Consider the following 22,808-nt stretch of genomic DNA (forward strand, 5'->3'; position numbering starts at 1 on the left):
TGCGCATTGGACGAAAATCAGCAATCCTTGCAACGCGCCCGGCGCGGCGCTGATTTATTCGTGAATTCCATGAAGCAGACGACACGCAATGATTATGCGCGGCGCATCGCGCGCGTCACCGAGGCGATTTTTCGCGATCCCGCGCGAGCGCGCTCGCTGGAGGAGTGGGCGGCGCTCGCGAATTTCTCGCCCTTTCATTTTCATCGCATCTATCGCGCCATGCAGGGCGAAAGCATCGCCGACACGATTCGCCGCGCCCGCCTCACCCTCGCCGCGCGGGCGCTGGCGATGAGCGCGCGCAGCGTCACCGATATCGCATTGGAAGCGGGCTATGAGAATGCGCAGAGCTTCGCGCGCGCCTTTCGCGGCTTCGTCGCCATGAGCCCTACGCAGTTTCGCGCGACGCATCGCGCCGCCGCCGATTTCACTTTGCCTTCCCCCATCGTCGTCATGAGAAAGGACGCAGCCATGAATGTCGAGATCGTCGAGCTGGCGCCGATCCGCGCGCATCTCCTCGAGCACAAGGGGCCGGTGGCGTCGATACCGGAGACATGGGAGAGCCTGTGGCGCTGGCATATGCAGGCGGGCCTCGCCGGGCGGGCGCTCTATCCCATAGGCGTCTCCTATGACGACCCGGAAGAAGATTGCGGCTTTCGCTATTGCGCCGGCCTGGTTTTTCCAGAGGGCGTCGCCGCTTCGGGCGAGGTGACGATCGCCGATATCGTCGGCGGGCGCTACGCCTCCTATCGGCATGTCGGCCCTTATGGGGAAATCGGTGCGGCCTTTCAGAAGCTCTATGGCGAGTGGCTGCCGACGAGCGGTCATGAGCCGGATGATCGCCCCGCGCTCGAGATCTATCGCAACACGCCCTATGACGCGCCGCCCGAAGGGCTGATCACCGATCTGCTCATTCCGGTGAAGTGATCAGCGCGCCATACGAAAGCGCAATATGCGGCTCTCGCCGACGTCGAAAAACTGAATGCGCTTGCCGCCGGCGCGTTCGGCGGTCGTCGGCCAGAAGGCGCACGCCGCCGCATTGTCGCGATGGAAAGAGAGCTCCCACCAGCCGGCGCGCGTGCGAAAGGCTTGGCGCGCCGCCGCGCCGCCGCAGCCGCCGCGGCGCAGATGCGGCAGCACGTAGAATTCCGCTATGGAAGCTTCGACCGGATAGCCGGAGATGGAGATGGCGTTGACGAGGGTGAAGCCGGCGGCGACGCCATCGGCTTCGATCACGTAAGGAGAGCGACGCGGCTCGCGCCAATAGGAATCGAGAAAAGGATAATTGTCGGGCTCGTCATAGCCCCAAGGGCCGAGCTCGATGAGATAGCGCCGCAGCAGAGCGGCGATCTCTCGCTTTTCCTCGAGCGGCGCGAGCCGCAGTCGCACGTCCATGATGCGCTTTCCTCTTGCGCCTCACGGCGCGGGATTGCTGTGCAGCTGATGAATCTCGTCGATGCGCGCTTCGATCTCCTGCGTGATCGTCACCTCGAGCGAATCCAAATCTTCCTGCAATTGCGCCATCGTCGTCGCGCCGATGATGTTCGACGTCACGAAGGGACGCGAGGTGACGAAGGCGAGGGCGAGCTTCGCCGGCGACACGCCGATCTCTTTCGCCAGCGCGAGATAGGCGTCGATCGCCTGCGTGACGCCGGGCTTCTCATAGCGCTGGCCGCGCTCGAACAGCGTGGTGCGCGCGCCGACGGGACGCGCGCCATTCTGATATTTGCCTGTGAGATAGCCCTGCGCCAGCGGCGAATAGGCGAGCAGGCCGACGTCCTCGCGCGTCGCGAATTCGGCGAGGCCGATCTCGAAAGTGCGATTGATGAGGTTGTAGGCGTTCTGGATCGAGACGACGCGCGGCCCATGGCCTTTCTCCGCCGCGCTCAAAAAGCGCGCGACGCCCCAGCTCGTCTCGTTCGACAAAGCGACATGGCGAATCTTGCCGGCCTTCACCAGATCGGCGAGCGCTTCCAACGTCTCCTCGACGGGAATTTCATCGAGTTTCGGCGGCGCGCGATAGATGGTCCCGCCGGCGCCGAACAGCGGCAGCGGGCGATCCGGCCAATGCAGCTGATAGAGATCGACATAATCCGTCTGCAGGCGCTTCAGCGATCCGTCGATCGCATATCCGATGTTCTTGCGATCGAGCCTGGTTCCCTTGCTCTCGGGACGCAGATAGGCGCTGTCGCTGCGGCCGGAGACTTTCGTCGCCAATATCACTTTGTCGCGGTTCTTTCGCGCCGCGAGCCAGGAGCCGATGATGCGCTCGGTCGAGCCCTGCGTCTCGGCGCGCGGCGGGATGGAATAGATCTCCGCAGTGTCGATGAAATTGACGCCGCGATCGAGCGCATAGTCGAGCTGCGCATGTCCCTCCGCTTCGGTGTTCTGCTGGCCCCAGGTCATGGTGCCGAGCATGATCGCCGACACGCGAAGATCAGTGCGGCCCAATTTGCGATAGTCCATTGTCTTCGACCTTTCGTCTCAGGCGTTCTGCGTCGTCGCATCGCCGACGATGCGGCCGAGGCCGTTCGGAATGCGTGGGCTGGGCAGAACATAACGGTTGCGGTCGCGCACCATTGTCGCGACGCCCGCGAAGTCGAGCTTGCCGGAGCCGAGCAGCGGCAATTTGTCGACGATCATGAACTCCGCCGGAACCATCAGCTCCGACGCGCCTTTCGATTTGGCGAAGGCGAGGAACTCGGGACGTGTGGCGTCCTTTTGCTGCGTCACCAGCACGATGCGCTCGCCCTTGCGCGGATCGAGCTCGCGCGCCGCCGCCGACAGCGAATTGGGCCACAGCTCCGCGGCGAGCGTCTCCACAGCGGCGAGCGAGATCATCTCGCCGCCGATCTTGGCGAAGCGCTTGGCGCGGCCCTGAATTTTTATATAGCCCTGCGCATCGACGGTGACGATGTCGCCCGTGTCGTGCCAGCCTTGCGCCGGCGGCACGAGCACGCCGGGATTATCCGCCAGAAGATAGCCGAGCATCACATTGGGGCCGCGCACGAAGAGACGGCCGCCCTCGGCGACGCCGGGAACAGTCTCGAGGCGCAGCTCCATGCCCGGCAGCAGACGGCCGACGCTGCCGAAGCGGTTGAACATGGGCGTGTTGAGCGCCAGCGCCGGCGCCGTCTCGGTGACGCCATAGCCCTCGAGAATGCGAATGCCGAATTTCTCGAGATAGACGTCGCGCGTTCCCTGCTTCACCGGCTCGGCGCCGGCGATGACATAGCGCAGCGAGCGGAAGTCGTAAGAATGCGCGACGCGCGCATAGCCGTTGAGGAATGTGTCAGTGCCGAGCAGCACTGTGGCGTTGGCGTTGTAGACCAGCTCCGGCACGATCTTATAGTGCAGCGGCGAAGGGTAGAAATAGACCGGCACGCCCGAGACGATCGGCAGGATGAAGCCGACATTGAGGCCGAAGCAATGGAACACCGGCAGCACGCTGAACAATTTGTCTGTGCGGCCGAAGTCTATGCGCGCCGCGGCCTGGGCGGCGTTGGCGAGCAGATTCTTGTGCGAGAGCACGACGCCCTTGGGCGCGCCTTCCGAGCCTGACGTGAAGAGAATGGCCGCCGGATCATCGGGGCTCCGCTTCTCCAGCGGACGCTTGTGACGCAGCAGAGCGGAGAGCTTGTCGGCGCGCGTGATCTCGCCGCGCACATCCTCGAGATAGACGATGCGGAACTCCTTATCGAGCGCGGCGATCAGCGCGTCGAGCTTGCCCTTCTCCACAAAGGCGCGCGAGGTCAGCAGCGTCGTCGCCTGCGCGGATTTGAGACCCGAGGCGATGTTCGCCGCGCCGGCGGTGAAATTCACCATGGCCGCGACGCGCCCGGCGCCGACGACGGCGAAGATCGTCACGCCGGCGGCGTTGGAATTGGGCAGCATGACGCCGAGCGCCTCGCCCGTTTGCGAAATGCGCTGCAGCTTGCGGCCGAGCGCATGGGCGCCGATCATGATGCGCTTATAGGTGAGCGCGCCGGTGATCGGGTCCTGGGTCGCGACGCGGCCGGCGCCATGCTCGCGCGCTGCGTCGACGAGCGCCTGATGCAGCGTGCGGTCGATGGGGCTGGTGCGGAAGACGAGATCGGACATGATCTCATAGAGCGCCGCGCCGGAGGCGATGCGCCGCGCCTTGCCGCGCAATGCGGGATCGACCTCGAGACGCGTCGGCTCCAGCACGGTGAGCGTGAATTTGGGGAAGAAGCGGCGGCGCGCCTGCTCGCGGGTCAAACGCGAGAACATGGTCGCTTCCGGTCCTTCGATGCGCACTGGCACGACCCAGGCGCCGGATTTTTCCGCGATGAGTCCGGCGCCGTCATAGACCTTCATCAGGCTGCCGGTGACGGTGAGGCGCCCCTCGGGGAAGATGATCAGCGGATCGCCGTTCTTCACCGCATTGACCAGCGTGCGCGTGCCGAGCGGGCGCGTCGGATCGAGCGGAATGGCGCGCACATAGCGCAGGAAGGGCCGCACCCACCATTTCGTCGCGATCGTCGAGTCGATGGCGAAGACGGGATCGACCGGCAGCACGCAGAGAATGGCGGCGGCGTCGAGGAAGCTCACATGATTGAGCGCGATGATCGGATTCTTGCCCGCCCTGGCGAAATTGCCGAAGCCTTTCACCTCGAGCCGATAGAAGGCGCGGAAGATGATCGACAGGGCGTCACGAAAAGGGGAAACGACGACCGCTTTGTAGATCCATATCGCAGCGAGCGCCATGAGGACGCCCATGCCGAGGAAGAGATCCGGCACGGAGACGCCCTTGCTCTGCAGCAGCGCGACGGCGAAGGCGCCGCCCGCCATGAATGCGGCGTTGAGCACATTGACCGCGGCGATGATGCGCGAGCGCTCTTGCGCCGGCGCAAAGGCCTGCAGCGCGGCGAAGCTCGGCACGATCATCAGCCCGCCGGCGATGGCGAGAGAAGCGAGATCGATGGTCACGCGCCAGGCGCCGGAGAGCTCGAAGAATTCGGCGATCTCGAGCGGCGTCGTCGCCTCCTGCGGCGTGAGCGTCGCGAGAGTCCAGCCGAGATCGAGCGAGGCGCCGGCGATGATCGCCGCGCCGATCGCCGCCGGCAGCAGCACGATGCGTCCCGCCAGCAGGAAGGAGGCGAGGCCGGAGCCCACCGCGATGGAGATGGCGAAGACGGCGAGGAACAGAGTGACGACCAGCTCCGAGCCATGCATCACATGCGTCACCAGCGGCGCCAGCAGCGACATGGCGATGACGCCGACGAGCCAGAAAATTCCCGTCACCACGCCGACGCGCCACAGCCGCTTGTCCTTCCACAATTCGCGCAGCAGCACGGCGGTGGAGCGCAGAATATTGGGATCGATGCGAAGATCGGGCGCGGCGCGCTCGGTGGAGGGAATGAGCCGCGCGGCGCCCCAGGCGGCGACGGCCGCGGCGGTGACGCCGATGGTGGTGATGATCGGCTCGCCGCCGCCATGCATGGCGAGGCCGCCGGCGATGGTGCCGGTGAGAATGGCGAGGAAGGTCGCGCCTTCCACCAGCGCATTGCCGGCCGGCAATTCCTCCTGGCGCAGATGATCGGGAAGAATGCCGTATTTCACCGGGCCGAACAGCGCGCCGAGCACGCCGAAGGAAAACAGCGCGGCGAAGAGCACGGGAACGGAAGAGAGCGCGAAACCGGCGACGGCGATCAGCGCCGCGCCCATCTCGACGAATTTCAAGCGACGCGCGACCAGCGCCTTGTCGTATTTGTCGGCGATCTGTCCGCCGAGCGCCGAGAGAACGAAATAGGGCGCGATGAAAATGGCGCCGGCCAGCGTGACGAGCGACTCGCCCTCATGGCCGCCGATCTTGAACAAGATGAGCAGAACGAGCGCGTTCTTGAGGAAGTTGTCGTTGAAGGCGGCGAAAAACTGGCACCAGAACAGAGGTGCGAAACGTTTGGTGAGGAGCAGATGATCGGACATGGGTGAATTCCGTCGGCGCGCGGCGAGAACATGCAGGTTTCGCCGATTCTGTTTAAGGATGGGTTGGTCGGCAGGCGTTGCGCGCCCGCACATACTACGCCGCGGGCGCGGCCCGCGGCGATGAGATTCTCGGGCTCGGACGGCCCCCTCCCTCACCCTCCCCCGCTTGGCGGGAGAGGGAAAGCGGCACGTGACGCGAAATTTTCGATGAAGCGCCGAGTCCGCCTCCTCTCCCGCAAAGCGGGGGAGGGTCGGGGAGGGGGCGCGCGCGCACTGTCATCGAAAAGGCGGCTTGAACATTCGTGGCCTCCTGTTATGAACATCGTTCAGGCGTGACCATAGCACGATCTGAACAGCGCTCAAGAGAAAAATGAACGACGTTCAAAAAACTGAATCCGACTCCGTGGAGCGCCCCGGCGCCAAGACCTCCGCGCGCCGCGCCGATCTGCGCGCGCGGCTGGTGGCGGCGGGCCGCGCGGCCATAGCCGAGGGTGGGTTGCAGAATTTGAAGGCGCGCGATCTCGCCGCCGCCGCGGGCTGCGCCGTGGGCGCGATCTACAATGTGTTCGACGATCTCGACGATCTGATCCTGCGCATCGGCGCGGATACGCTCGCGCGACTCGAGCACGGCCTTGCGGGGGCGCCCGGCCCGGCGCCCGAGCCGGCGGAAGAGCTGCTGCGCCTGTCGCGCGGCTACCTCTCCTTCGCCCGCGCCAATAAGGCGCTGTGGCGGGCGCTGTTCGAGCATAGGCTCGCCGGCGGCCGCCCCGCGCCGGCCTGGTATCTCGAGGATCAAGGTCGGCTTTTCGCTTTGGTCGAGGCGCCGCTGGCGCGCCTGCTGCCGGACGAGCCGGCGGCCTCGCGCGTCCTGCTCGCGCGCACCTTGTTTTCCGCCGTGCATGGGGTCGTCTCGCTCGGCCTCGAGGAGAAGCTCGCGCCAATGTCCGAGGCGACGCTGGAGGGCGAGCTCGAGCGGCTGGTGCGCGCCTTCGCGGCTGGATCGACCGCGCGGCCCTGCGGCGAAGCGTCCCGAAAAGACTGATTTCGAGCTATGGCTTGCCTTCCAGAGCCCGACCTGAAATATCGGGTTTGGGAAGTTTAAAAGGCGCCCCGATCCATGCTGCTGTTTCTGCTCTTTTTCGTCGCAATGTGGGCGGGAGCGCAAAATGCGCTGGCCGGCGGCGGCTCCTTTCTCACTTTGCCGATGCTCATGCTCACCGGCATGGACGCCCGCGCCGCCAATGTCACATCCTGCGTCGCGCTGTTTCCCGCGCAGGTCGCCACCGGCTGGGCTGGCCGCGATCTCTCGCGCGGCGCGGCCGGCCTCGGCCTGCGCACGCTGTTCATCATTAGCATCGTCGGCGGGGCGGTCGGCGCGGTGATCTTGCTGCTGACGCCGCCCGCCTTCTTCGCCAAGCTCGTGCCCTGGCTGGTTCTGTTCGCGACCGTGGTGTTCGCTTATGGCAGCTTTCTGCGCAAGCCCGGCGAGGCCAATGCGCATCTTTCGACGCGCGGCGCCGGCGTGGCGCAATTCCTCATCTCCGTCTATGGCGGCTATTTCGGCGGCGGCATCGGCTTTCTGATGGTCGCGGCGCTGACCATGGCGGGGCAGAATGTGCGCATCGCCGCCGCGACCAAAAATGTGCTCGCCGCGGTGATGAACGCCTCGGCCGTGGCGATATTTCTGTTCTCGCCGGATCTGCACCTTCTCCAGGCGCTCGTCACCTCGCTCGGCGCCACGATCGGCGGCGTGGCCGGCGCGCGCATGTTGCATCACATTCCAGACAAATGGCTGCGCATCATCGTGGTCGTCATTGGCGCGCTCTTGACCTTCGGCCTGTTCCAGCGCGCGCCGTGAGGCGTTTCTCCTCGCGCCGTCGTGACGGGAAGGCACGGCTGGTCGGCGGCAGCCGCCTCCTTATCTAACCACATCGGCGAAGCGCCGGCGCATAGGCCGCGGCGCGAAAAAGTCGATGGAGGCCGAACTGTCCGACAATCGCAATAGAAGCGCCGCTGTGGCGGCCGCGACCCCGACCGCCGGCGAGGATTACGACAAGCTCGGGCGCGACGCGCTCGTCTCGCTTCTGCGTAGCGTCATCGAGCAGCGCGACGACGTGCTCTCCAAATATGAGTCGATGGCGCTGCAGGTCGACGAATCGACCCGCGAGATCGACGACGCTCAGCTCGAGGCCAAGCGCAACGCGCAAAAGGCCGAGGGCGGCCTGCGCCAGGCGCAGGAGGCGGAAAAGCGCGCCGCCGCTTTGCAGCGCCAGCTCGACGACGAGCGCCGCGCCAAGTCGACGCTCGCGGGAGAGTTCGCGCGTTACCGCGACAAGGTGACGAGCACGCCGGTGGACGAGCCCTGGAACCAGCTCTGGCGCGCGATCTCGCAGATCGTCGCGGACGCCGTCGCCTGGGCGCGAGCCAAGATTCCGGCGGACAGCCAATTCCTGCCCTGGTTCGACAAGGGCGTCGATTTCGCCAAGGCGACGGGCCGGCTGCTCGGCGAATGGAGCGTCGCGCTCTATGATTGGGGGCGTCCGCGCGCCATCGAGGGCTATGAATGGGCCAAGCCGCGCGCGATCGATCTGTGGAAAAGGGTGAAAACCGAGATCGAGCGGCGGACCGGCCCCGCAAAATCGTGATCGGCGCCGAAAATCACCGAATTTCCAAGCGCGGACACGGCTGGAAATGCCCGCGCCAATGCGTTAGATTCGCGGCATGTACGCCCGTTGCGCCGTCGTCGCCGTCACCATTCTCGTCACGCTCGGCCTCGCCTCGGCGGCGCAGGCGGCGGCCGCGCGCGGCGCAGTTCTCGCCTGCCGCGATCAGGCGGACATAAAACGCGCCTTTCGTCCGGCCGCGGACAAGGCGGCCAAGGACGACCCCGCCTATTTCCGCGGCAAGCTGCAGGCCGGCCAATGCGTGCAGCTCATGCGCGATCAGAAGGTTGACGTCGATCAGCGCGACGGCCCGCTGTGGTGCGTGCGTCCTTCCGGCGCGCTGGATTGCTTCTGGACGATCGATCGGGCGATCGAGCTCTACCCCGCGCCGCCGCCCCAGCCGGGCGAGCAGCCGTCCAAGAAAAAGGGCTGAATCGGCTTCCTGCGACGCGGCAACGCGCTTCCCTCGAGTTGGTCTGCGGCCTCTCGACTGGTAGAACTGTGCCCGTTACGTAATGATTCTCGCCCCAGGGAGCGACGGAAGCCATGATCCAGCCGACGAAATGGTGGATCGGCCTGCCCGTGCTGGCCGCTTTGTTCACGATCGTCGCGACGTCGGACGTCGAGAAGATCGAAAAAGATTTGGGCGATCGCGTCCGCGCGGCGCTCGACAAATCCCCCGGCGCGATCGAAGGCGCAAGCGTCGCCGTGGACGGGCGCGACATTCGCCTGTCCGGCGTCGTCCTCTCGCCGGCCGCCGTCGCCGAAGCCGTCCGGACCGTCGAATTGCAGGAGGGCGTGCGCTCCATCTTAGACGCCACCACGCCCCCGCCTCTCGCCAAGCCTTTCGTCTTCGCGTTGGAGCGCAAGGGCAAGACGCTCGCTCTCTCCGGCAATGCGCCCGTCCCCGGCGAGCGCGCGGCCGTTCGCGACGCGGCGGCGGGCAAGGGCCTCGAGCTTTCCGACGCGTCGATCTCGGCGCTGGGCGCGCCCAAGAATTACGCTGCGCTCGCGTCCTATGGCGTCGCTCTGCTCGACGCCATAGGCGACGGCAGAGTGTCGGTCAGCGACGCCGCTCTGTCGGTGACGGGCGCGGCCGCCAGCTTCGAGGGCTATGATCGCGCCGAGGCGGCGCTGAAAGCCCCGCCCGAGGGCGTTGTGGTAAAGGCGGAGATCGCGCCGCCGCGCGTCTCGCCTTTCGTCTGGAGCGCCGCCAAGGCCGGCGAGATCGTCTCGCTGTTCGGCTATGCGCCGAGCGAGACGACGCGCGAGACTCTCATCGCCGAGGCGGCCAGTCTCGGCAAGGCGAGCGATCAGACTCGCGTCGCCGGCGGCGCGCCCGGCGATTTCGCCGCAGCGGCGAGCGCGGCTCTGCACGAGCTCGCCAAGCTGTCGAGCGGCAAGGCCTCCATCGCCGATGGCGTCGTCTCCATCGAAGGCTCCGGCAAGACCAATGTCGGCGCCTCTGCCGTCGAGGCGAGCCTGCGCTCGGCGCTGCCGAAGAGCTTTGGCCTCGGCAGGGTGACAGTGGCGGCGGGCGCGGTCTCGCCTTTCGTGTTCACAGCGCGCAAGCAGGAGAGCGGACTGGCGCTCGCCGGCTTCGCGCCGGACGCGGCGACGCGCGCGCGCATCGCCGAGCAGGCCAAGCGTGATTTCGGCGATGCGGTGGAGGTCGATCTCGCAATAGCCGATGGCGCGCCCAAGGGCTTCGCCGAGGCGGCGAGCGCGGCTCTGCGGGCGCTGGCGCGGCTCGACTCCGGCGTCGCGGCGCTCTCCGACCGCAAGCTGGCGGTGGAAGGCGCGGCCTATAACGCCAAGGCGCAATATGACATTCGCGCGCGCCTCTTCCGCGAGCTGCCGGAGGGCTATGAGCACGCCGCGCGGCTCGGCCTCGCGACGAAGGACGAGATTCCGCCGACACAGCTCTACGCCGCTCTGTCGGAGACCGCGGCCAAAGGGCTCTCCTTCGGCGCGGACAACACGATTGCGGAAACATCCTTCCCAGTCGTCGACGCTCTCGCTTTCGTGCTGCTGCGCAGCCCGGGCGCGGCCGTCGATATCGTCGGACTTTTCGCGGGCGCCGGCTCGAATGCGGAGAATGAGGCCATCGGCCTCCATCGCGCCGAGGCGGTTCGCGCTTATCTCATCGAGGCGGGCGTCGAAGCGGCGCGACTCTCCGCCTCGGGCGCTGCGGCGGTCGACGAGAGCGGCCGTCGCATCGAATTCTCGATCCGGTGATCCGGGGCTTTCGAGGGAGAACACCCATGTTCTATCTGCTCGCCGCCTCCACGCAATGGCTCGCCGCCGCGCTCGCGCTGGGGCTCGTCATCGGCTTTTGGACGACGAAGAAAGAGGCCGGCGCGACATTCGCCGGCCATGGCGTCGTGGTGGCCTCGGCCTTCGCGCTCGCCGGCGGCTTTTTGCTCGCCAATCTGCAGACCATTCCCGGCCGCAACGGCCTCCTCTTCGAATTGGGGCTGCTGCTCGCCACGGCCTATCTGATCGGCCTGCCCTTCGGCGGCGGCGTCAGGCTGCTGTTCGGGGCCGCGGCTCCCGCCGCGCCGGCGAAGCGAAAGCCGCATGCGGATGTTTCCCATGTGGCGCTTCGCGGCGCCGCGGCGACGCTGGTCGAGAATGCGCCGGGTCCTGCTCCCGTCGCCGTGGACCCGATCGCCGCAGCCGAGCCGCCCGCGCCCGAAACCGCGCTCACCGAGGCGCCGGCTCCGGTCGCCGAGCCGCGGCGGCGCGCTGGGTCGCCGCGTCCCGCTGAGAACGAGCGCAAGGCGCCGGGCCAGCGGCCGGAAGGCCTGCCGGGACCGCGCGGCGGCCGGCCGGACGATCTCGCCAAGATCAAGGGCCTCGGGCCGAAGAGCGTCGAGAAGCTGCACGGGCTCGGCGTCTATCATTTCGATCAGATCGCCGGCTGGTCCTCCGAGAATGTCGCCTGGATCGGCGCGACGCTCGCGGTTCCCGGCCGTCCCGAGCGCGGCCGCTGGGTGGCGCAGGCCAAGGAGCTCGCCGCCGCCAGGAGCGCCCCGGCCGCAGAGCGGGCGCAGGCGCAATGAGAGGCGGGCATCTTCTCGGAGCGTCGCTGCTGCTCTGCGTCGTCGCTGCGGAGGCGCCGGCGCAGGACATGCTGCGCAATGTCGATCTCGCCCAGCCCGCCTATTCGCAGTCCGAATTCACGCGCGCCGACATAGAGGCGCGCCTCGCGGCGACGAAGCCGGGCGAGACGCTCGATCTCTCCATGCGCAGCCTCAACGGGCTCGATCTCTCCGGCCTCGATCTCTCCGGCGTCAATCTGCGCGCCGCGCGGCTGGTGAAGGCGCGGCTCGCCGGGGCCAAGCTCGACGGCGCTATCCTCGATCAGGCCTGGCTGCTCGAGGCCGATCTCTCCGGCGCCAGCCTGCGCGGCGCGCATGTCTTCGCGACGCAGCTGCAGCGCGCCCGCGCCGAGGGGGCGGATTTTTCCAAGAGCCGCGTGGCCGCCGATCTCTCGGGCGCCGATCTGCGCGGCGCCTCCTTCCGCGGCGCGGATATGTCCGCCGATATGAAGAACCAATCCATGGGGCTGATGCGCGCCGTTCTGCGCTCCGCCCAGCTCGACGGCGCGCATTTCGACGACGCCGATCTCTCCCGCGCCGACATGCGCTATGCGCGGGCGCCGGGCGCGATCTTCGACAAGGCCTCGCTGAAGGATGTCGACGCCGCCGGCGCGGATTTCACCGGCGCCCGCTTCGAGGGAACCAAGGCCGAGGGCCTGTCGCTCGATTCCGTGAGGATCGACAGAGGCGTAGCCGCGACGCTGAAGGGCGCGGTCGATCTCGATCGCGCCTATCTGCAATAGCTTTGGAAACGCGCCGAGGCGAAAGACTATAGGGGCGGGGGCTGCCCGATCGCGCCGCCGCCATAGATGAACGAAGGGCGATGACAAGAGAACCCTTCCGCATCGGCGTCGATCTCGGCGGCACCAAGACCGAGGCGATCGCCATGGGTCCTATGGGCGAGACGCTGGCGCGCCGGCGCGCGCCGACGCCCGCTCATGATTACGCCGCCGTTCTGGCGACCATTGGCGGCCTCGTGCTCGATCTCGAGCGCGAGATCGGCGGGCGCGGCAGCGTCGGCGTCGGCACGCCGGGCGTGATCTCGCCGCGCACCGGCCTCGTGAAGAACTCCAACACCACAGGGCTCAACGGCAGGCCGCTCGACAAGGATCTCGAGGCGCTGCTCGAGCGCCCGGTGCGGCTCGAGAATGACGCCAATTGCTTCGCCCTGTCGGAGGCAGTCGACGGCGCCGGGGCGGGGGCGCGCAGTGTTTTCGGCGTGATATTGGGGACCGGCGTCGGCGGCGGCATCGTCGTCGATGGCGAGGTTCTGCAGGGCGTCAACAAGGTGGCGGGCGAATGGGGCCATACGCCGCTGCCCTGGATGACGCCGGACGAATTTCCCGGGCGCCTCTGCTATTGCGGCCATTACGGCTGTGTGGAGACCTTTCTCTCCGGCCCGGCGCTCGCCTTCGATTATGGCCAGCGCAGCGGCGCGCAGGCGAATGGCGAGGAGATCGCCGCGCGCGCCGCAGCGGGCGAGGCGGCGGCGCGCCATGCGCTAGAAGTCTATCGCGACCGCCTGTCGCGCGCGCTGGCGGGCATCGTCAATCTGCTCGATCCGGATGTCATCGTGCTCGGCGGCGGCGTATCCAATATCGATTTCATCTATGAGGGTCTGCGCGATCTGGTCGAGAAGCAGGCGTTCTCGGACGCCATCGACACGCGCATATTGCGCAATGTCCATGGCGACTCGGGCGGCGTGCGCGGCGCGGCTTGGCTGTGGGGCGGGCCGGATCGCGGGAGCTGATGCGCTTTTCCTGATAGGATGAGCGGCGTTCCGTTTCTCGGGGGCTGTTCATGTCCAATTTGCGAACGATCGAATTGAAGGCATTCGTTCCTGCGAAGGATTATGAGCTCTCCAAGCGCTTCTATCAGGATTTGGGCTTCACGCTCGCCTCCGACGGCGACGGCGTCGCCTATTTCCATCACGAGACTGTGAGCTTCCTGCTGCAGAATTTCTACGTGAAGGAATTCGCCGAGAATTTGATGCTGCATCTGCTCGTCGAGGATGTCGACGCGTGGCGGGCGAAAGTCGAGGAGGTGGGAATCGCCGCGCGCTATGGCGTCGCGGTTTCAGAGGTGCGGCTCCAACCTTGGCGTATGCGAGATTTCACGCTGCACGATCCATCGGGCGTGCTGTGGCGCATCGCGCAGAATGTGGAGTGAATGCGGCTCGCGCTTCAGCGCGTGAATTTTCATCGCGGCTAACAGGAAGCTGCCGAGAGCGAACTGCGTCATGATTGGCCAGTGGAGAATATCGACCTTCAAATTGGCGGCCTTCGTCGCGATCTTTGCTGTGAACCTCACTCCCTGCAGCGTTGGTGATCGTGAATCATCCGACATACTTGCCACTTGATTGATTACTCGGAGGAGATTTGGACCAATGCAACGAGACGACTTGTCCGAAGTGAGAGAGTTCGCTGATAGGTTGCGAGACAGTCTGCCCACTTCGGTTGACGTGGCCGCGTTGGGTGTAAGATCAAAGGCTCCAATGAAGCTGCTTTGTGCACGAGAAGCCCTGATCTGGCGGACTGAGGAACTGTCGAGAAATGCTTGTGATGCTATCGAACGCAATGACTTTGCGGTGGCGGCCATCCTTTGCCGCGCAATAACCGAAAGTAGTGCGCTTGCTTGGAGGCTCATGGAAGCGCTGGACGATCGGGAGAAGCACTCGGCATCGGAATTTGACGCAATCTTGATGCGCCTGTTGATGGGTTCACGACTGTGGGAGGATTTCCCAGAGGCGTTCAATGTCTTGACGTGTATAGATCGAGTGGACAAGCAAATACCGGGCATCCGAGCTAGCTATGATAGCCTCTGCGAATTTGCGCATCCGAACTGGCGAGGGGTCTTTGGACTGTATTCGGATACCGATTACACGAAAATGGTCACGACGTTTGGTCGGGGAATGAGGGGCGCGGAACAAACGAAAAAAATGCTAATAAACAGTGTGCTGGGTTCTCTCGGGGTGTTCGAGTACGCATACAACCGCATCTCGGATATCATGCCAACGTTCATCGGGGAATTAGACGGTATATGGTCAAATGATGAGGACCAGTCCGCTTTGGAATAGCGTTTAACTTGCGACTCGATTCCTGCAACGAAACAAGGCGTCAAGAAGAACGCCTGTCCGAAGCAAGGCAATCGGGTGAAGAGCAAGCACCCTCGCCCTCATGCTGAGGAGGCTCCGCAGGAGCCGTCTCGAAGCACGAGGGCAAGCTCCAGAAGGCGGCGCATGAAGGTTTTCTCGTCCTTCGAGACGCCCGCTGCGCGGGCTCCTCAGGATGAGGAAACCTTCACCCGATCGCCCTGCTGTAAAGCGATCGCCTGGACATTGCCTCGTTTGCAGTCTGCTTCGTCGCTCCACTCCTCGCGATGGGTCCACCAATTACCCCTCCATCGCCTCCAGCTCCGCGATGAGCCCTTCGATCATCTCGAGGCCTATGCCCCAAAAGGCGGGATCGCGCGCATCCAGGCCGAAGGGCGCGAGCAACTCGTTATAGGGCTTGGCGCCGCCGGCCTCGAGCAGGCCGAAATAGCGCTCGGCGAAACCCGTCTCCGCCTTTTGATAGACGCCATAGAGCGAGTTCACGAGACAATCGCCGAAGGCGTAGGCGTAGACATAGAAGGGCGAATGCACGAAGTGCGGAATATAGGCCCAGAAGGATTCATATCCTTCGCCGAGCCGAATGGCCGGGCCGAGGCTGTCGCTCTGCACGCTCATCCACAGCTCGCAGAGCTTATCGGCGGTGAGCTCGCCATTCTTGCGCTCGGTGTGGACCTTGCGCTCGAAGGAATAGAAGGCGATCTGCCGCACCACAGTGTTGAGCATGTCCTCCACTTTGGCGGCGAGCAGCGCGCGCTTCTTCTCGACGTCGGTCGTTTGCGCCAATAGCGAGCGGAAGGTCAGCATCTCGCCGAAGACGGAGGCCGTCTCGGCGAGCGTCAGCGGCGTCGGCGCCATCAGAGCGCCTTGGCGCGAGGCCAGCACCTGATGCACGCCATGGCCGAGCTCATGGGCGAGCGTCATCACATCGCGCGTCTTGCCCTGGAAATTGACCAGCACATAAGGATGCGCGGAAGGCACGGTCGGATGCGCGAAAGCGCCCGGCGCCTTGCCGGGCCGCACCGGCGCGTCGATCCAGCTCTTATCGAAGAAGCGCGAGGCGATCTCCGCCATTTGCGGCGCGAAGCTCGAATAGGCGGTGAGAACGATGTCGCGCGCCTCGTCCCAGCTGTAATTATGCGAAGGCACGGAGGGCAGCGGCGCGTTGCGGTCCCAATAGTCCAGCGCCTCCTTGCCGAACCATTTGGCCTTGAGCTTGTAATAGCGATGCGAGAGCCGCGGATGCGCGGCTGTGACGCTCGCGACCAGCGCCTCCACCACCTCCGGCTCGACGCGGTTGGAGAGATGGCGCGAGTCGGCGACGTCTTTGAAGCCGCGCCAACGATCGCCGATCTCCTTGTCCTTGGCGAGCGTGTTGGTCACGAGCGCGAATGTGCGCAGATTGGCTTTCAGCGTCGCGCCGACGGCGAGCGCGGCTTCGCGCCGCACCTCCTCGCGCGAATCCTGCATTAGATTGAGCGCAGGCTCGATCGTCAGCTCCTTGCCGCCGATCGAAAAGCGCAGCGAGGCGATGGTCTCGTCGAAGAGACGGTTCCAGGCGGCGCGGCCGGTGGCGGATTTTTCGTGGAAGAGACGCTCGAGCTCGTCGGAGAGCTCATAGGGCTTCTCCATGCGAATATCTTCGAGCCAGGGCTTCCAATGCGCGAGCGGCGCCTTCGCCGCTGCGGCGTCGAGAATTGCGTCGTCGATGCGATTGAGCTCGAGCTGGAAGAACAGCAATTGCGTGGAGATTTCGGTGATCTTGTCCTGAATGTCGCCATAGAATTTGGCGCGGGCCGGATCGGTGGTGTCGCCGGCGTAGATCAGTCCCGCATAGGACATGATTCGGCCCAACAGGTCCTGTAGCGCCTCATACCGCCGCACGGCCTCGCCGAGCGTCTCGCTCGCCGCCGCGCCGCTCGCCAATTCGCTCAGGCGGCCGCGAAGCTCGGCTGCGAAGGCTAAGGCTTCCTTCTCCGCCGCCGCAATGTCGGCGGCCAGCGCCGGCGAATCGGGCGCGGCATAGAGATCGGCGAGATTCCATTCGGGGAGCGCGGGGCCGGGGCCGCCGGCCTGAGCCTCGGAGGCGGCGTCGCGAAGAGGGGCTTGGACGCGGGCGTGAAGATGCGGCATGGTTCGAACCGGGAGTTGAGGATGAAGGGCGCTTCGCCGAATATCGGGCACGGAACGGAAAAAATGCAAGTCGCAGGCCGCACAGGAGCTTTTCCCGTCCCCGGCCTTCGGATTCGTCCCGACGGCGAGGCTCACGTTAACGACGCCTTTACCCTGATCTCCGAGCATGGCCGGAAGGTGGCGTCGTCCACGTCCTCTATTGCACGCTGCGGATCGTCGCGATCCGCCCGAGCCCACGCCGCGCAGGCCTAAGAGATTTCAAGAGGATCAATGACTTCTACGATTCTGATCGCCGACGACGATCCGGTCCAGCGCCGCTTGCTCGAGGCTTCGGCGCGGCGCTTCGGCTATGAGGTGGAGACTGTCGAGGGCGGCGAGCAGGCGCTGGCGCGGCTGACGCAGAATGGCGCGACGCCGGTCGATCTGCTGATTCTCGATCTCGTCATGCCCGATCTCGACGGCATGGGCGTGCTGACGCGCATGCGCGACCTCAAGATCGACGTGCCCGTCATCGTGCAGACCGCCAATGGCTCCATAGAGACGGTGATCTCGGCGATGCGCGCCGGCGCGCATGATTTCGTCGTGAAGCCGGTCGGCGCCGAGCGCTTGCAGGTCTCCATCAAGAATGCGCTGTCCGCAGACGCCCTCGCCGGGGAACTGCGCCGCGTCAATCGCCGCAGGGACGGCGCGCTGACCTTCCGCGATCTCGTCTCGCGCAGCGAGGAGATGGCGCGCGTCATTCGCCTCGGCGAGCGCGCCGCCCATTCCAATATTCCGGTGCTCATCGAGGGCGAGTCGGGCGTCGGCAAGGAGATCGTCGCGCGCGCCATTCAGGGCGGCTCGGATCGCCGCGGCAAGGCCTTCGTCACGGTCAATTGCGGGGCGCTGCCGGCCAATCTCGTCGAATCCATCCTCTTCGGCCATGAGAAGGGCGCCTTCACCGGCGCGACCGAGAAGCATTCGGGGAAATTCCTCGAGGCCAATGGCGGCACGCTCTTCCTCGACGAGATCGGCGAATTGCCGCTCGAGACGCAGGTGAAGCTGCTGCGCGCCTTGCAGGAGGGGGAGATCGACCCCGTCGGCGCCAAGCGTCCGGTGCGCGTCGACATTCGCCTCATCTCGGCGACCAATCAAAATTTGATCGAGCAGGTGAAGCGCGGCCAGTTCCGCGAGGATCTGTTCTACCGCCTCAATGTCTTCCCCATCACCATTCCGCCGCTGCGCGCGCGCCGCGACGATATCGGCGATCTGGCGCGCCGCTTCGCCATCCGCTTCGCGGCGGAGGAGAACAAGCGCCTGCGCGGCATATCGCATGAGGCGACGACGCTGCTCGCCAGCTATGACTGGCCGGGCAATGTCCGCCAGCTCGAGAACGCCGTGTTCCGCGCCGTGGTGCTGGCCGATGGCGACGAACTGACGGTCAACGAGTTCCCGCAGATCGCCGCCCATGTGGACGGCTTTTCCGCCCGCGTGCCGCCGGCGCCCGCGCCCGTCTCGGCCGGCCCCACGCCGGAGCGGGAGATCGTCCGCGTCGAGATTCGCGATCCAAATGTGATGGCGCTGCTCGGACCGCATGGCGACATGCGCCGTCTCGAGGAGCTGGAGGCCGAGGTCATCAAATTCGCCCTCGTCCATTATCGCGGCCAGATGTCCGAGATTGCGCGTCGTCTGGGCATAGGCCGCTCGACGCTCTACCGCAAAATGAAGGAGTACGGGCTCGGCGAGGAGATGGACGAGAATGTGGACGCCGCCTGAAGAGGCGAAGGCGCCGCGAATTTAGGCGTTTCCCGGCTTGCCCAAGGAACCGCTCGCGGCCATTCTGCGCCCAGAATGCGCCGCGCGCTCTCGGGCGCCGGCGCGCAGAACGGAGACCTTCTCAGTCATGTCCGAGCTCTATGATATCGAAGCGCGCACGATCGACGGCGAAACCGTCAAGATCGGCGACTACGCCGGCAAGGTGATCCTGATCGTCAATGTGGCGAGCAGATGCGGCTTCACGCTGCAATACAATGGCCTCGAGGCGATCTGGAACGAGAACCGCGACAAGGGGTTCGTCATTCTGGGCTTCCCTTGCAACCAGTTCAGCAATCAGGAGCCGGGAACGGACGAGGAGATCAAGACCTTCTGCTCGACCCGCTTCATCGTGACCTTCCCGCTGTTCAGCAAGATCGAGGTGAATGGCGACAATCAGCACCCGCTCTACAAGCTGCTGAAGGAGAAGGACCCGGGTCCGGCGGAAGACGTGAAGTGGAACTTCACCAAATTCCTCATCGACCGCAAGGGCAATGTGGTGAAGCGCTTCCAGGCGACCAACACGCCGCGCCAGATGGAGCCCGACATTCACGCTTTGCTCGCCGAGGCGTGAGAGGCGGAAAGCGCCCGCCATCGGCTCCCCCCAATGGGTGAAGCCGACGGGCGCAGTGACGAAATCGCGAGTCTGCGCCATATTGGTCGAGTGGGCTCCGCCGATCCGCCGTTCAGCGGCCGGTTCGGGGAGCCCCTCGCGCGCCGCGATCGAGGCGATATGTCGAGAGGTCGCCTCGGCCATGAGCCCTGTCCGCGAGAATCGCGTCCATGATTTCGAAGCGCGTCGCCTGAACGGCGAAAGCGCGAGCCTCGCCGATTGGGCCGGCCAGGCGCTGCTGATCGTCAATGTCGCGAGCAAATGCGGCTTCACCCCGCAATATCAGGGGCTCGAGGCGCTGTGGCGCGCCTATCGCGACCGCGGCTTCGCCGTGCTCGGCTTTCCCTGCAACCAATTCGGCCATCAGGAGCCCGGCGACGAAGCCGCCATCGGCGCCTTCTGCTCGGCGAGCTATGACGTCACCTTTCCGCTCTTCGCCAAGATCGACGTGAATGGCGAGAAGGCGCATCCGCTCTATCGTTTCTTGAAGGCGCAGGCGCCCGGAATTTTCGGCACGCAGGCGATCAAATGGAATTTCACCAAATTTCTCGTCGATCGAAAGGGCCGCGTCGTGAAGCGCTATGCGCCGACCGACAGGCCGCAGGCGATCGCGGCGGATATAGAGACGCTTCTGGCGGAGGCTGCATGACCATCGCGATCGATATTGCGCGCCGCGAAAATGGCGCTCCCAAGACCCTCACCTTCGATGTCGTGGTGCGCGATGCGGCGAGCAAGTCGCGCCATCGCGTGACCATGTCGCACGTGCTCGCCGAGCGATTGGGCGGCGGCGTCTCCAGCGCCGAGCAATGTCTCGACGCGGCCTTCCGCTTCCTGCTCGAGCGCGAGCCCAAGGAGCAGATCCTCGGGCAATTCGATGTGAGCGTGATCTCGCTGTATTTTCCGGAATTCGAGCGCGAGCTGCCGAAATATCTGGTGTGAGCGTTCGCGTCTCACCGTCCTGGAGCGTGGATCGTCTCGCCCGGCTTCAGCCGCCGCGGATCGAGCCCCGGATTGGCGGCGAGAATCTCCTTCCAGCGCGCGCCGTCGCCATAGAGCTTCACGGCGACGCCGCGCAGAGTGTCGCCGGCGGCGATGCGATAGACGTCGTCATGCGCCCGATAGACGTCATGCGCCATTGAGCGCGCGCTCGGTCTTTCATCCGCAGGCTTTTGTGGCGGCGGCGTCGTCGCGGCGATGGCCGGCGCGGGCGCGTCCTGCACGTCGAACTCGCCGCGCAGCATGCCCATCCAGCAGCTCCAGTGAATGACGCCGGCCTCGCGCGGCGTGAACTCGATCGTCTGCGCGCCGGGCTTCACGTCGAATTCGAGGGCGAGGCTCGGAACGACGATGCGCTTATTGCAATTGGTGATCTCCTTGCCGTCGATCACCCAATGCACGGGGACGCCCTTGGTGAGCATGAAGCGATTGGGCGAGAAGCCCGCGGCGACGACATCCATCTCGATCGTCTGATAGGCGGCGCGCGGCTGCGGCGCCGAAGCTTGCGGCCCCACAGCGGGCGCGGTTGTGGGCGCAGGGGAGGGTGAAAGGATCGGGCGTTCCGCCGCGCCGCGCAATGTTCCGATCATGGATTGCAAATCATAGCCCCAGCCGGTGAGGATCATGCCGCGATTGATCATCACCGCGCCGAGCGCCACGACGATCGCGCCGGAGGCCATCAGCAGGCGATGCGTCAGCGAGGCGGAGACCAGCGTCGACAGCGCGCCGAAGCTCAGCATGACGGGCAGCGTGCCGAGCCCGAAGGCGAGCAGCATTTTGGCGCCCTCGAGCGCGCTGCCGGTTCCCGCCGCCATCACATACATCGCCTGCAGAGGCCCGCAGGCGATCATCAGCCCGTTGAAGAGGCCGATGACGAAGGGCCGATGCGAGCCCGACGCGCGCCGATCGACATAGCGCTGAAGGGGCGCGGGCAGGGCGAAGCGAAAGCGCCGGAGCGGCTCGAACAGGCCGAGCATGTTGAGGCCGAAGACGATCAGAAACGCGCCGGCCATGACGCCGGCGACGCCGCGCAGCATGGGCGTGAAGGCGATAAAGGCGCCGACGAGGCCGAACAAGGCGCCGATCGCCGTGTAGGAGATCGTCTTGCCCGCGCCATAGAGCAGATGCGAGCGATAGGACGGACGCCCGCGCCGCGCGTCATCGGCCGTATAGCTCAGCACGAAGCCGCCGCACATTCCGATGCAATGAAAGCCGGTGAGCAGGCCGAGCAGGAAAATCAGCTCGAGGCTCATATGGCGGCCGATATCGGGCGCGCCGGCCTCGCCGATCCAATGCGTGTCGATGAAGATCAGCAGAGCGACGCCCGCGAGGCCGAGGAGGACGCCGAGAATCTTGGCGAGGCGGCCGCCGCCGGGCTCCTCCGTCGAGACGGCGCGATAGCCCTGGCGCTCGACCGTGGCGCGGATCGCCTCTGGCGTGACGGCGGCGGGGTCATAGGCCACGCTCACGCGCTCGGTCGGATAATCGGCTTTCACGCTCATAATGCCGGGGAGCTCGACGACGGCGCGCTCTATGGCGCGCTCGCAGCCGTGGCAATGCATCCCGCGCGCGCGGAAGCCGAGCGTCGCAGAGCCGACGCTCGTGAGCCGGTCGTCCATTCGCCGCTCTCCTTTACAGATCATATCTGTTCGAGCGCAGGCTCGGGAAAAGGCGTCCGCGACGCCGCGGCGCTGCGACCTTTTGTCTCGGCCGCGCGGCGGAGCGCGGCTACGGCGAAGATGACGCTCGGATCAGCGGCCCGGCTCATGATTTCTCGCCATGGCTCATGACTGCATTTAATTTGGCGACTTGGGAATGCTGTCGTAAGGTCATAAAAGCGACACGCGCCGTCGACGCGGGAAATGTGTCTCCCGCGGCCGGCTGACGGTCCGTCGGAGGTCGTCGATGAAAGTGAATTACAAGCCCTTCATGATATTCGCGATAGTCGCGCTGCTCGCTGTCGCTTTGGCCATGCTGTTCGATCAGCGCAACCAGCGCACGGCCGGACGCGACATCAACTTCAGCGAATTGCTGGCGCAGATCGATCTCGGCCGCGTCCATGACGTGACCATCGCCGGCAGCGAGATCAGCGGGCATTTCGCGGATAATCGCTCCTTCACCACTTACGCGCCCAATGATCCGTCGCTGGTGCAGCGGCTGACCGCGAAGAATGTCGCCATCAGCGCGCGTCCAGCGAGCGACGGCGGCAGCTGGTGGATGACCTTGTTCTTGAATGCGCTGCCGCTCATCGCCTTCCTCGGCGTGTGGATTTTTCTCGCCCGCCAGATGCAGGGCGGCGCCGGCGGCCGCGCGCTCGGCTTCGGCAAGTCCAAGGCGAAGCTGCTCACCGAGACGCAGGGCCGCGTCACCTTCGAGGATGTCGCCGGCGTCGACGAGGCCAAGGAAGACCTTCAGGAGATCGTCGAGTTTCTGCGCGATCCGCAGAAATTCCA

21 protein-coding genes are annotated in these 22,808 nt (G+C 65.5%); 16 read left to right on the top strand and 5 right to left on the bottom strand.

The window, feature by feature from the left end; translation table 11 throughout:
• The first annotated feature begins 69 nt into the window (after positions 1–69).
• Positions 70–924, top strand: a complete 855-nt coding sequence (locus EDE12_RS17360) for a GyrI-like domain-containing protein (RefSeq protein ID WP_026599257.1) — start codon at positions 70–72, stop codon at positions 922–924.
• Here the strand turns inward: EDE12_RS17360 and EDE12_RS17365 are convergent, their stop codons facing one another.
• Genes EDE12_RS17365 through EDE12_RS17375 form a run of 3 tightly spaced genes read right to left on the bottom strand, consistent with a single transcriptional unit; the run spans position 925 to position 5,946 of the window.
• Positions 925–1,392: a GNAT family N-acetyltransferase gene (locus EDE12_RS17365; protein ID WP_024880882.1), complete on the bottom strand. Its 468-nt coding sequence runs from the start codon at positions 1,390–1,392 to the stop codon at positions 925–927.
• 21 nt (positions 1,393–1,413) lie between these two features.
• On the bottom strand, positions 1,414–2,463 hold the full coding sequence (locus tag EDE12_RS17370) for an NADP(H)-dependent aldo-keto reductase (protein ID WP_026599256.1): 1,050 nt from the start codon (positions 2,461–2,463) through the stop codon (positions 1,414–1,416).
• An 18-nt stretch (positions 2,464–2,481) separates the two neighbouring features.
• Entirely contained in the window at positions 2,482–5,946 is a 3,465-nt protein-coding gene (locus EDE12_RS17375) for an acyl-[ACP]--phospholipid O-acyltransferase (RefSeq protein ID WP_026599255.1), read from the bottom strand.
• A gap of 370 nt (positions 5,947–6,316) precedes the next feature.
• On the opposite strand from EDE12_RS17375, the gene EDE12_RS17385 reads away from it, so the two are divergent.
• The 10 genes from EDE12_RS17385 (at position 6,317) to EDE12_RS17435 (ending at position 14,789) form a co-directional block, all read left to right on the top strand.
• On the top strand, positions 6,317–6,988 hold the full coding sequence (locus EDE12_RS17385) for a TetR-like C-terminal domain-containing protein (protein WP_084768568.1): 672 nt from the start codon (positions 6,317–6,319) through the stop codon (positions 6,986–6,988).
• A 75-nt stretch (positions 6,989–7,063) separates the two neighbouring features.
• Entirely contained in the window at positions 7,064–7,804 is a 741-nt protein-coding gene (locus EDE12_RS17390) for a sulfite exporter TauE/SafE family protein (protein ID WP_134188198.1), read from the top strand.
• Between the two features lie 115 nt (positions 7,805–7,919).
• Complete coding sequence (locus tag EDE12_RS17395; RefSeq protein ID WP_024880877.1) at positions 7,920–8,591, top strand: hypothetical protein; 672 nt, start codon at positions 7,920–7,922, stop codon at positions 8,589–8,591.
• A 76-nt stretch (positions 8,592–8,667) separates the two neighbouring features.
• On the top strand, positions 8,668–9,042 hold the full coding sequence (locus EDE12_RS17400; protein ID WP_026599251.1) for a hypothetical protein: 375 nt from the start codon (positions 8,668–8,670) through the stop codon (positions 9,040–9,042).
• Between the two features lie 113 nt (positions 9,043–9,155).
• Positions 9,156–10,847, top strand: a complete 1,692-nt coding sequence (locus EDE12_RS17405; RefSeq protein WP_026599250.1) for an OmpA family protein — start codon at positions 9,156–9,158, stop codon at positions 10,845–10,847.
• A 26-nt stretch (positions 10,848–10,873) separates the two neighbouring features.
• Positions 10,874–11,674 (top strand): hypothetical protein, encoded by an 801-nt coding sequence (locus EDE12_RS17410; RefSeq protein WP_026599249.1) that lies wholly within the window; start codon positions 10,874–10,876, stop codon positions 11,672–11,674.
• Complete coding sequence (locus EDE12_RS17415) at positions 11,671–12,456, top strand: pentapeptide repeat-containing protein (RefSeq protein WP_026599248.1); 786 nt, start codon at positions 11,671–11,673, stop codon at positions 12,454–12,456. Before EDE12_RS17410 ends, EDE12_RS17415 begins: the two co-directional genes overlap by 4 nt.
• A gap of 80 nt (positions 12,457–12,536) precedes the next feature.
• Entirely contained in the window at positions 12,537–13,463 is a 927-nt protein-coding gene (locus tag EDE12_RS17420; protein ID WP_026599247.1) for an ROK family protein, read from the top strand.
• Between the two features lie 50 nt (positions 13,464–13,513).
• Positions 13,514–13,882: a VOC family protein gene (locus EDE12_RS17425; protein ID WP_024880871.1), complete on the top strand. Its 369-nt coding sequence runs from the start codon at positions 13,514–13,516 to the stop codon at positions 13,880–13,882.
• A gap of 217 nt (positions 13,883–14,099) precedes the next feature.
• Positions 14,100–14,789, top strand: a complete 690-nt coding sequence (locus EDE12_RS17435) for a hypothetical protein (RefSeq protein WP_036308957.1) — start codon at positions 14,100–14,102, stop codon at positions 14,787–14,789.
• Between the two features lie 315 nt (positions 14,790–15,104).
• Here the strand turns inward: EDE12_RS17435 and EDE12_RS17440 are convergent, their stop codons facing one another.
• On the bottom strand, positions 15,105–16,955 hold the full coding sequence (locus tag EDE12_RS17440) for a M3 family oligoendopeptidase (RefSeq protein WP_026599246.1): 1,851 nt from the start codon (positions 16,953–16,955) through the stop codon (positions 15,105–15,107).
• 270 nt (positions 16,956–17,225) lie between these two features.
• Between EDE12_RS17440 and EDE12_RS17445 the strand changes: the two genes are divergently transcribed.
• From EDE12_RS17445 to EDE12_RS17460, 4 genes are all read left to right on the top strand, one after another.
• Positions 17,226–18,710 carry a sigma-54 dependent transcriptional regulator gene (locus EDE12_RS17445; RefSeq protein ID WP_024880868.1) on the top strand — a complete coding sequence of 495 codons (1,485 nt, stop codon included), beginning with the start codon at positions 17,226–17,228 and terminating at the stop codon, positions 18,708–18,710.
• Positions 18,711–18,837: 127 nt separating this feature from the next.
• The gene (locus EDE12_RS17450; RefSeq protein ID WP_026599245.1) at positions 18,838–19,320 is read left to right on the top strand and encodes a glutathione peroxidase; all 483 of its coding nucleotides are present in this window, start codon (positions 18,838–18,840) and stop codon (positions 19,318–19,320) included.
• 181 nt (positions 19,321–19,501) lie between these two features.
• Entirely contained in the window at positions 19,502–20,008 is a 507-nt protein-coding gene (locus EDE12_RS17455; protein ID WP_026599244.1) for a glutathione peroxidase, read from the top strand.
• On the top strand, positions 20,005–20,298 hold the full coding sequence (locus EDE12_RS17460; protein ID WP_024880866.1) for a hypothetical protein: 294 nt from the start codon (positions 20,005–20,007) through the stop codon (positions 20,296–20,298). The genes EDE12_RS17455 and EDE12_RS17460 overlap by 4 nt, the downstream gene beginning before the upstream one ends.
• Positions 20,299–20,309: 11 nt before the next feature.
• Here the strand turns inward: EDE12_RS17460 and EDE12_RS17465 are convergent, their stop codons facing one another.
• Positions 20,310–21,974, bottom strand: coding sequence for a sulfite exporter TauE/SafE family protein (locus EDE12_RS17465; RefSeq protein WP_026599243.1), 1,665 nt, complete (start codon positions 21,972–21,974; stop codon positions 20,310–20,312).
• A 286-nt stretch (positions 21,975–22,260) separates the two neighbouring features.
• Here EDE12_RS17465 and EDE12_RS17470 point away from each other — a divergent pair.
• On the top strand, positions 22,261–22,808 hold a 548-nt coding region (locus EDE12_RS17470), incomplete at its 3' end, for an ATP-dependent metallopeptidase FtsH/Yme1/Tma family protein (RefSeq protein WP_208326068.1).

The organism is Methylosinus sp. sav-2 (assembly GCF_004366495.1).
GTDB lineage: Bacteria > Pseudomonadota > Alphaproteobacteria > Rhizobiales > Beijerinckiaceae > Methylosinus.

Coding starts and splice junctions, on each gene's coding strand:
- EDE12_RS17400 (WP_026599251.1), top strand. CDS start 8,668: ATGTACGCCCGTTGCGCCGTCGTCGCCGTCACCATTCTCGTCACGCTC.
- EDE12_RS17395 (WP_024880877.1), top strand. CDS start 7,920: ATGGAGGCCGAACTGTCCGACAATCGCAATAGAAGCGCCGCTGTGGCG.
- EDE12_RS17445 (WP_024880868.1), top strand. CDS start 17,226: ATGACTTCTACGATTCTGATCGCCGACGACGATCCGGTCCAGCGCCGC.
- EDE12_RS17440 (WP_026599246.1), bottom strand. CDS start 16,955: ATGCCGCATCTTCACGCCCGCGTCCAAGCCCCTCTTCGCGACGCCGCC.
- EDE12_RS17415 (WP_026599248.1), top strand. CDS start 11,671: ATGAGAGGCGGGCATCTTCTCGGAGCGTCGCTGCTGCTCTGCGTCGTC.
- EDE12_RS17425 (WP_024880871.1), top strand. CDS start 13,514: ATGTCCAATTTGCGAACGATCGAATTGAAGGCATTCGTTCCTGCGAAG.
- EDE12_RS17390 (WP_134188198.1), top strand. CDS start 7,064: ATGCTGCTGTTTCTGCTCTTTTTCGTCGCAATGTGGGCGGGAGCGCAA.
- EDE12_RS17450 (WP_026599245.1), top strand. CDS start 18,838: ATGTCCGAGCTCTATGATATCGAAGCGCGCACGATCGACGGCGAAACC.
- EDE12_RS17410 (WP_026599249.1), top strand. CDS start 10,874: ATGTTCTATCTGCTCGCCGCCTCCACGCAATGGCTCGCCGCCGCGCTC.
- EDE12_RS17465 (WP_026599243.1), bottom strand. CDS start 21,974: ATGGACGACCGGCTCACGAGCGTCGGCTCTGCGACGCTCGGCTTCCGC.
- EDE12_RS17460 (WP_024880866.1), top strand. CDS start 20,005: ATGACCATCGCGATCGATATTGCGCGCCGCGAAAATGGCGCTCCCAAG.
- EDE12_RS17420 (WP_026599247.1), top strand. CDS start 12,537: ATGACAAGAGAACCCTTCCGCATCGGCGTCGATCTCGGCGGCACCAAG.
- EDE12_RS17365 (WP_024880882.1), bottom strand. CDS start 1,392: ATGGACGTGCGACTGCGGCTCGCGCCGCTCGAGGAAAAGCGAGAGATC.
- EDE12_RS17405 (WP_026599250.1), top strand. CDS start 9,156: ATGATCCAGCCGACGAAATGGTGGATCGGCCTGCCCGTGCTGGCCGCT.
- EDE12_RS17455 (WP_026599244.1), top strand. CDS start 19,502: ATGAGCCCTGTCCGCGAGAATCGCGTCCATGATTTCGAAGCGCGTCGC.
- EDE12_RS17385 (WP_084768568.1), top strand. CDS start 6,317: ATGAACGACGTTCAAAAAACTGAATCCGACTCCGTGGAGCGCCCCGGC.
- EDE12_RS17435 (WP_036308957.1), top strand. CDS start 14,100: ATGCAACGAGACGACTTGTCCGAAGTGAGAGAGTTCGCTGATAGGTTG.
- EDE12_RS17375 (WP_026599255.1), bottom strand. CDS start 5,946: ATGTCCGATCATCTGCTCCTCACCAAACGTTTCGCACCTCTGTTCTGG.
- EDE12_RS17360 (WP_026599257.1), top strand. CDS start 70: ATGAAGCAGACGACACGCAATGATTATGCGCGGCGCATCGCGCGCGTC.
- EDE12_RS17370 (WP_026599256.1), bottom strand. CDS start 2,463: ATGGACTATCGCAAATTGGGCCGCACTGATCTTCGCGTGTCGGCGATC.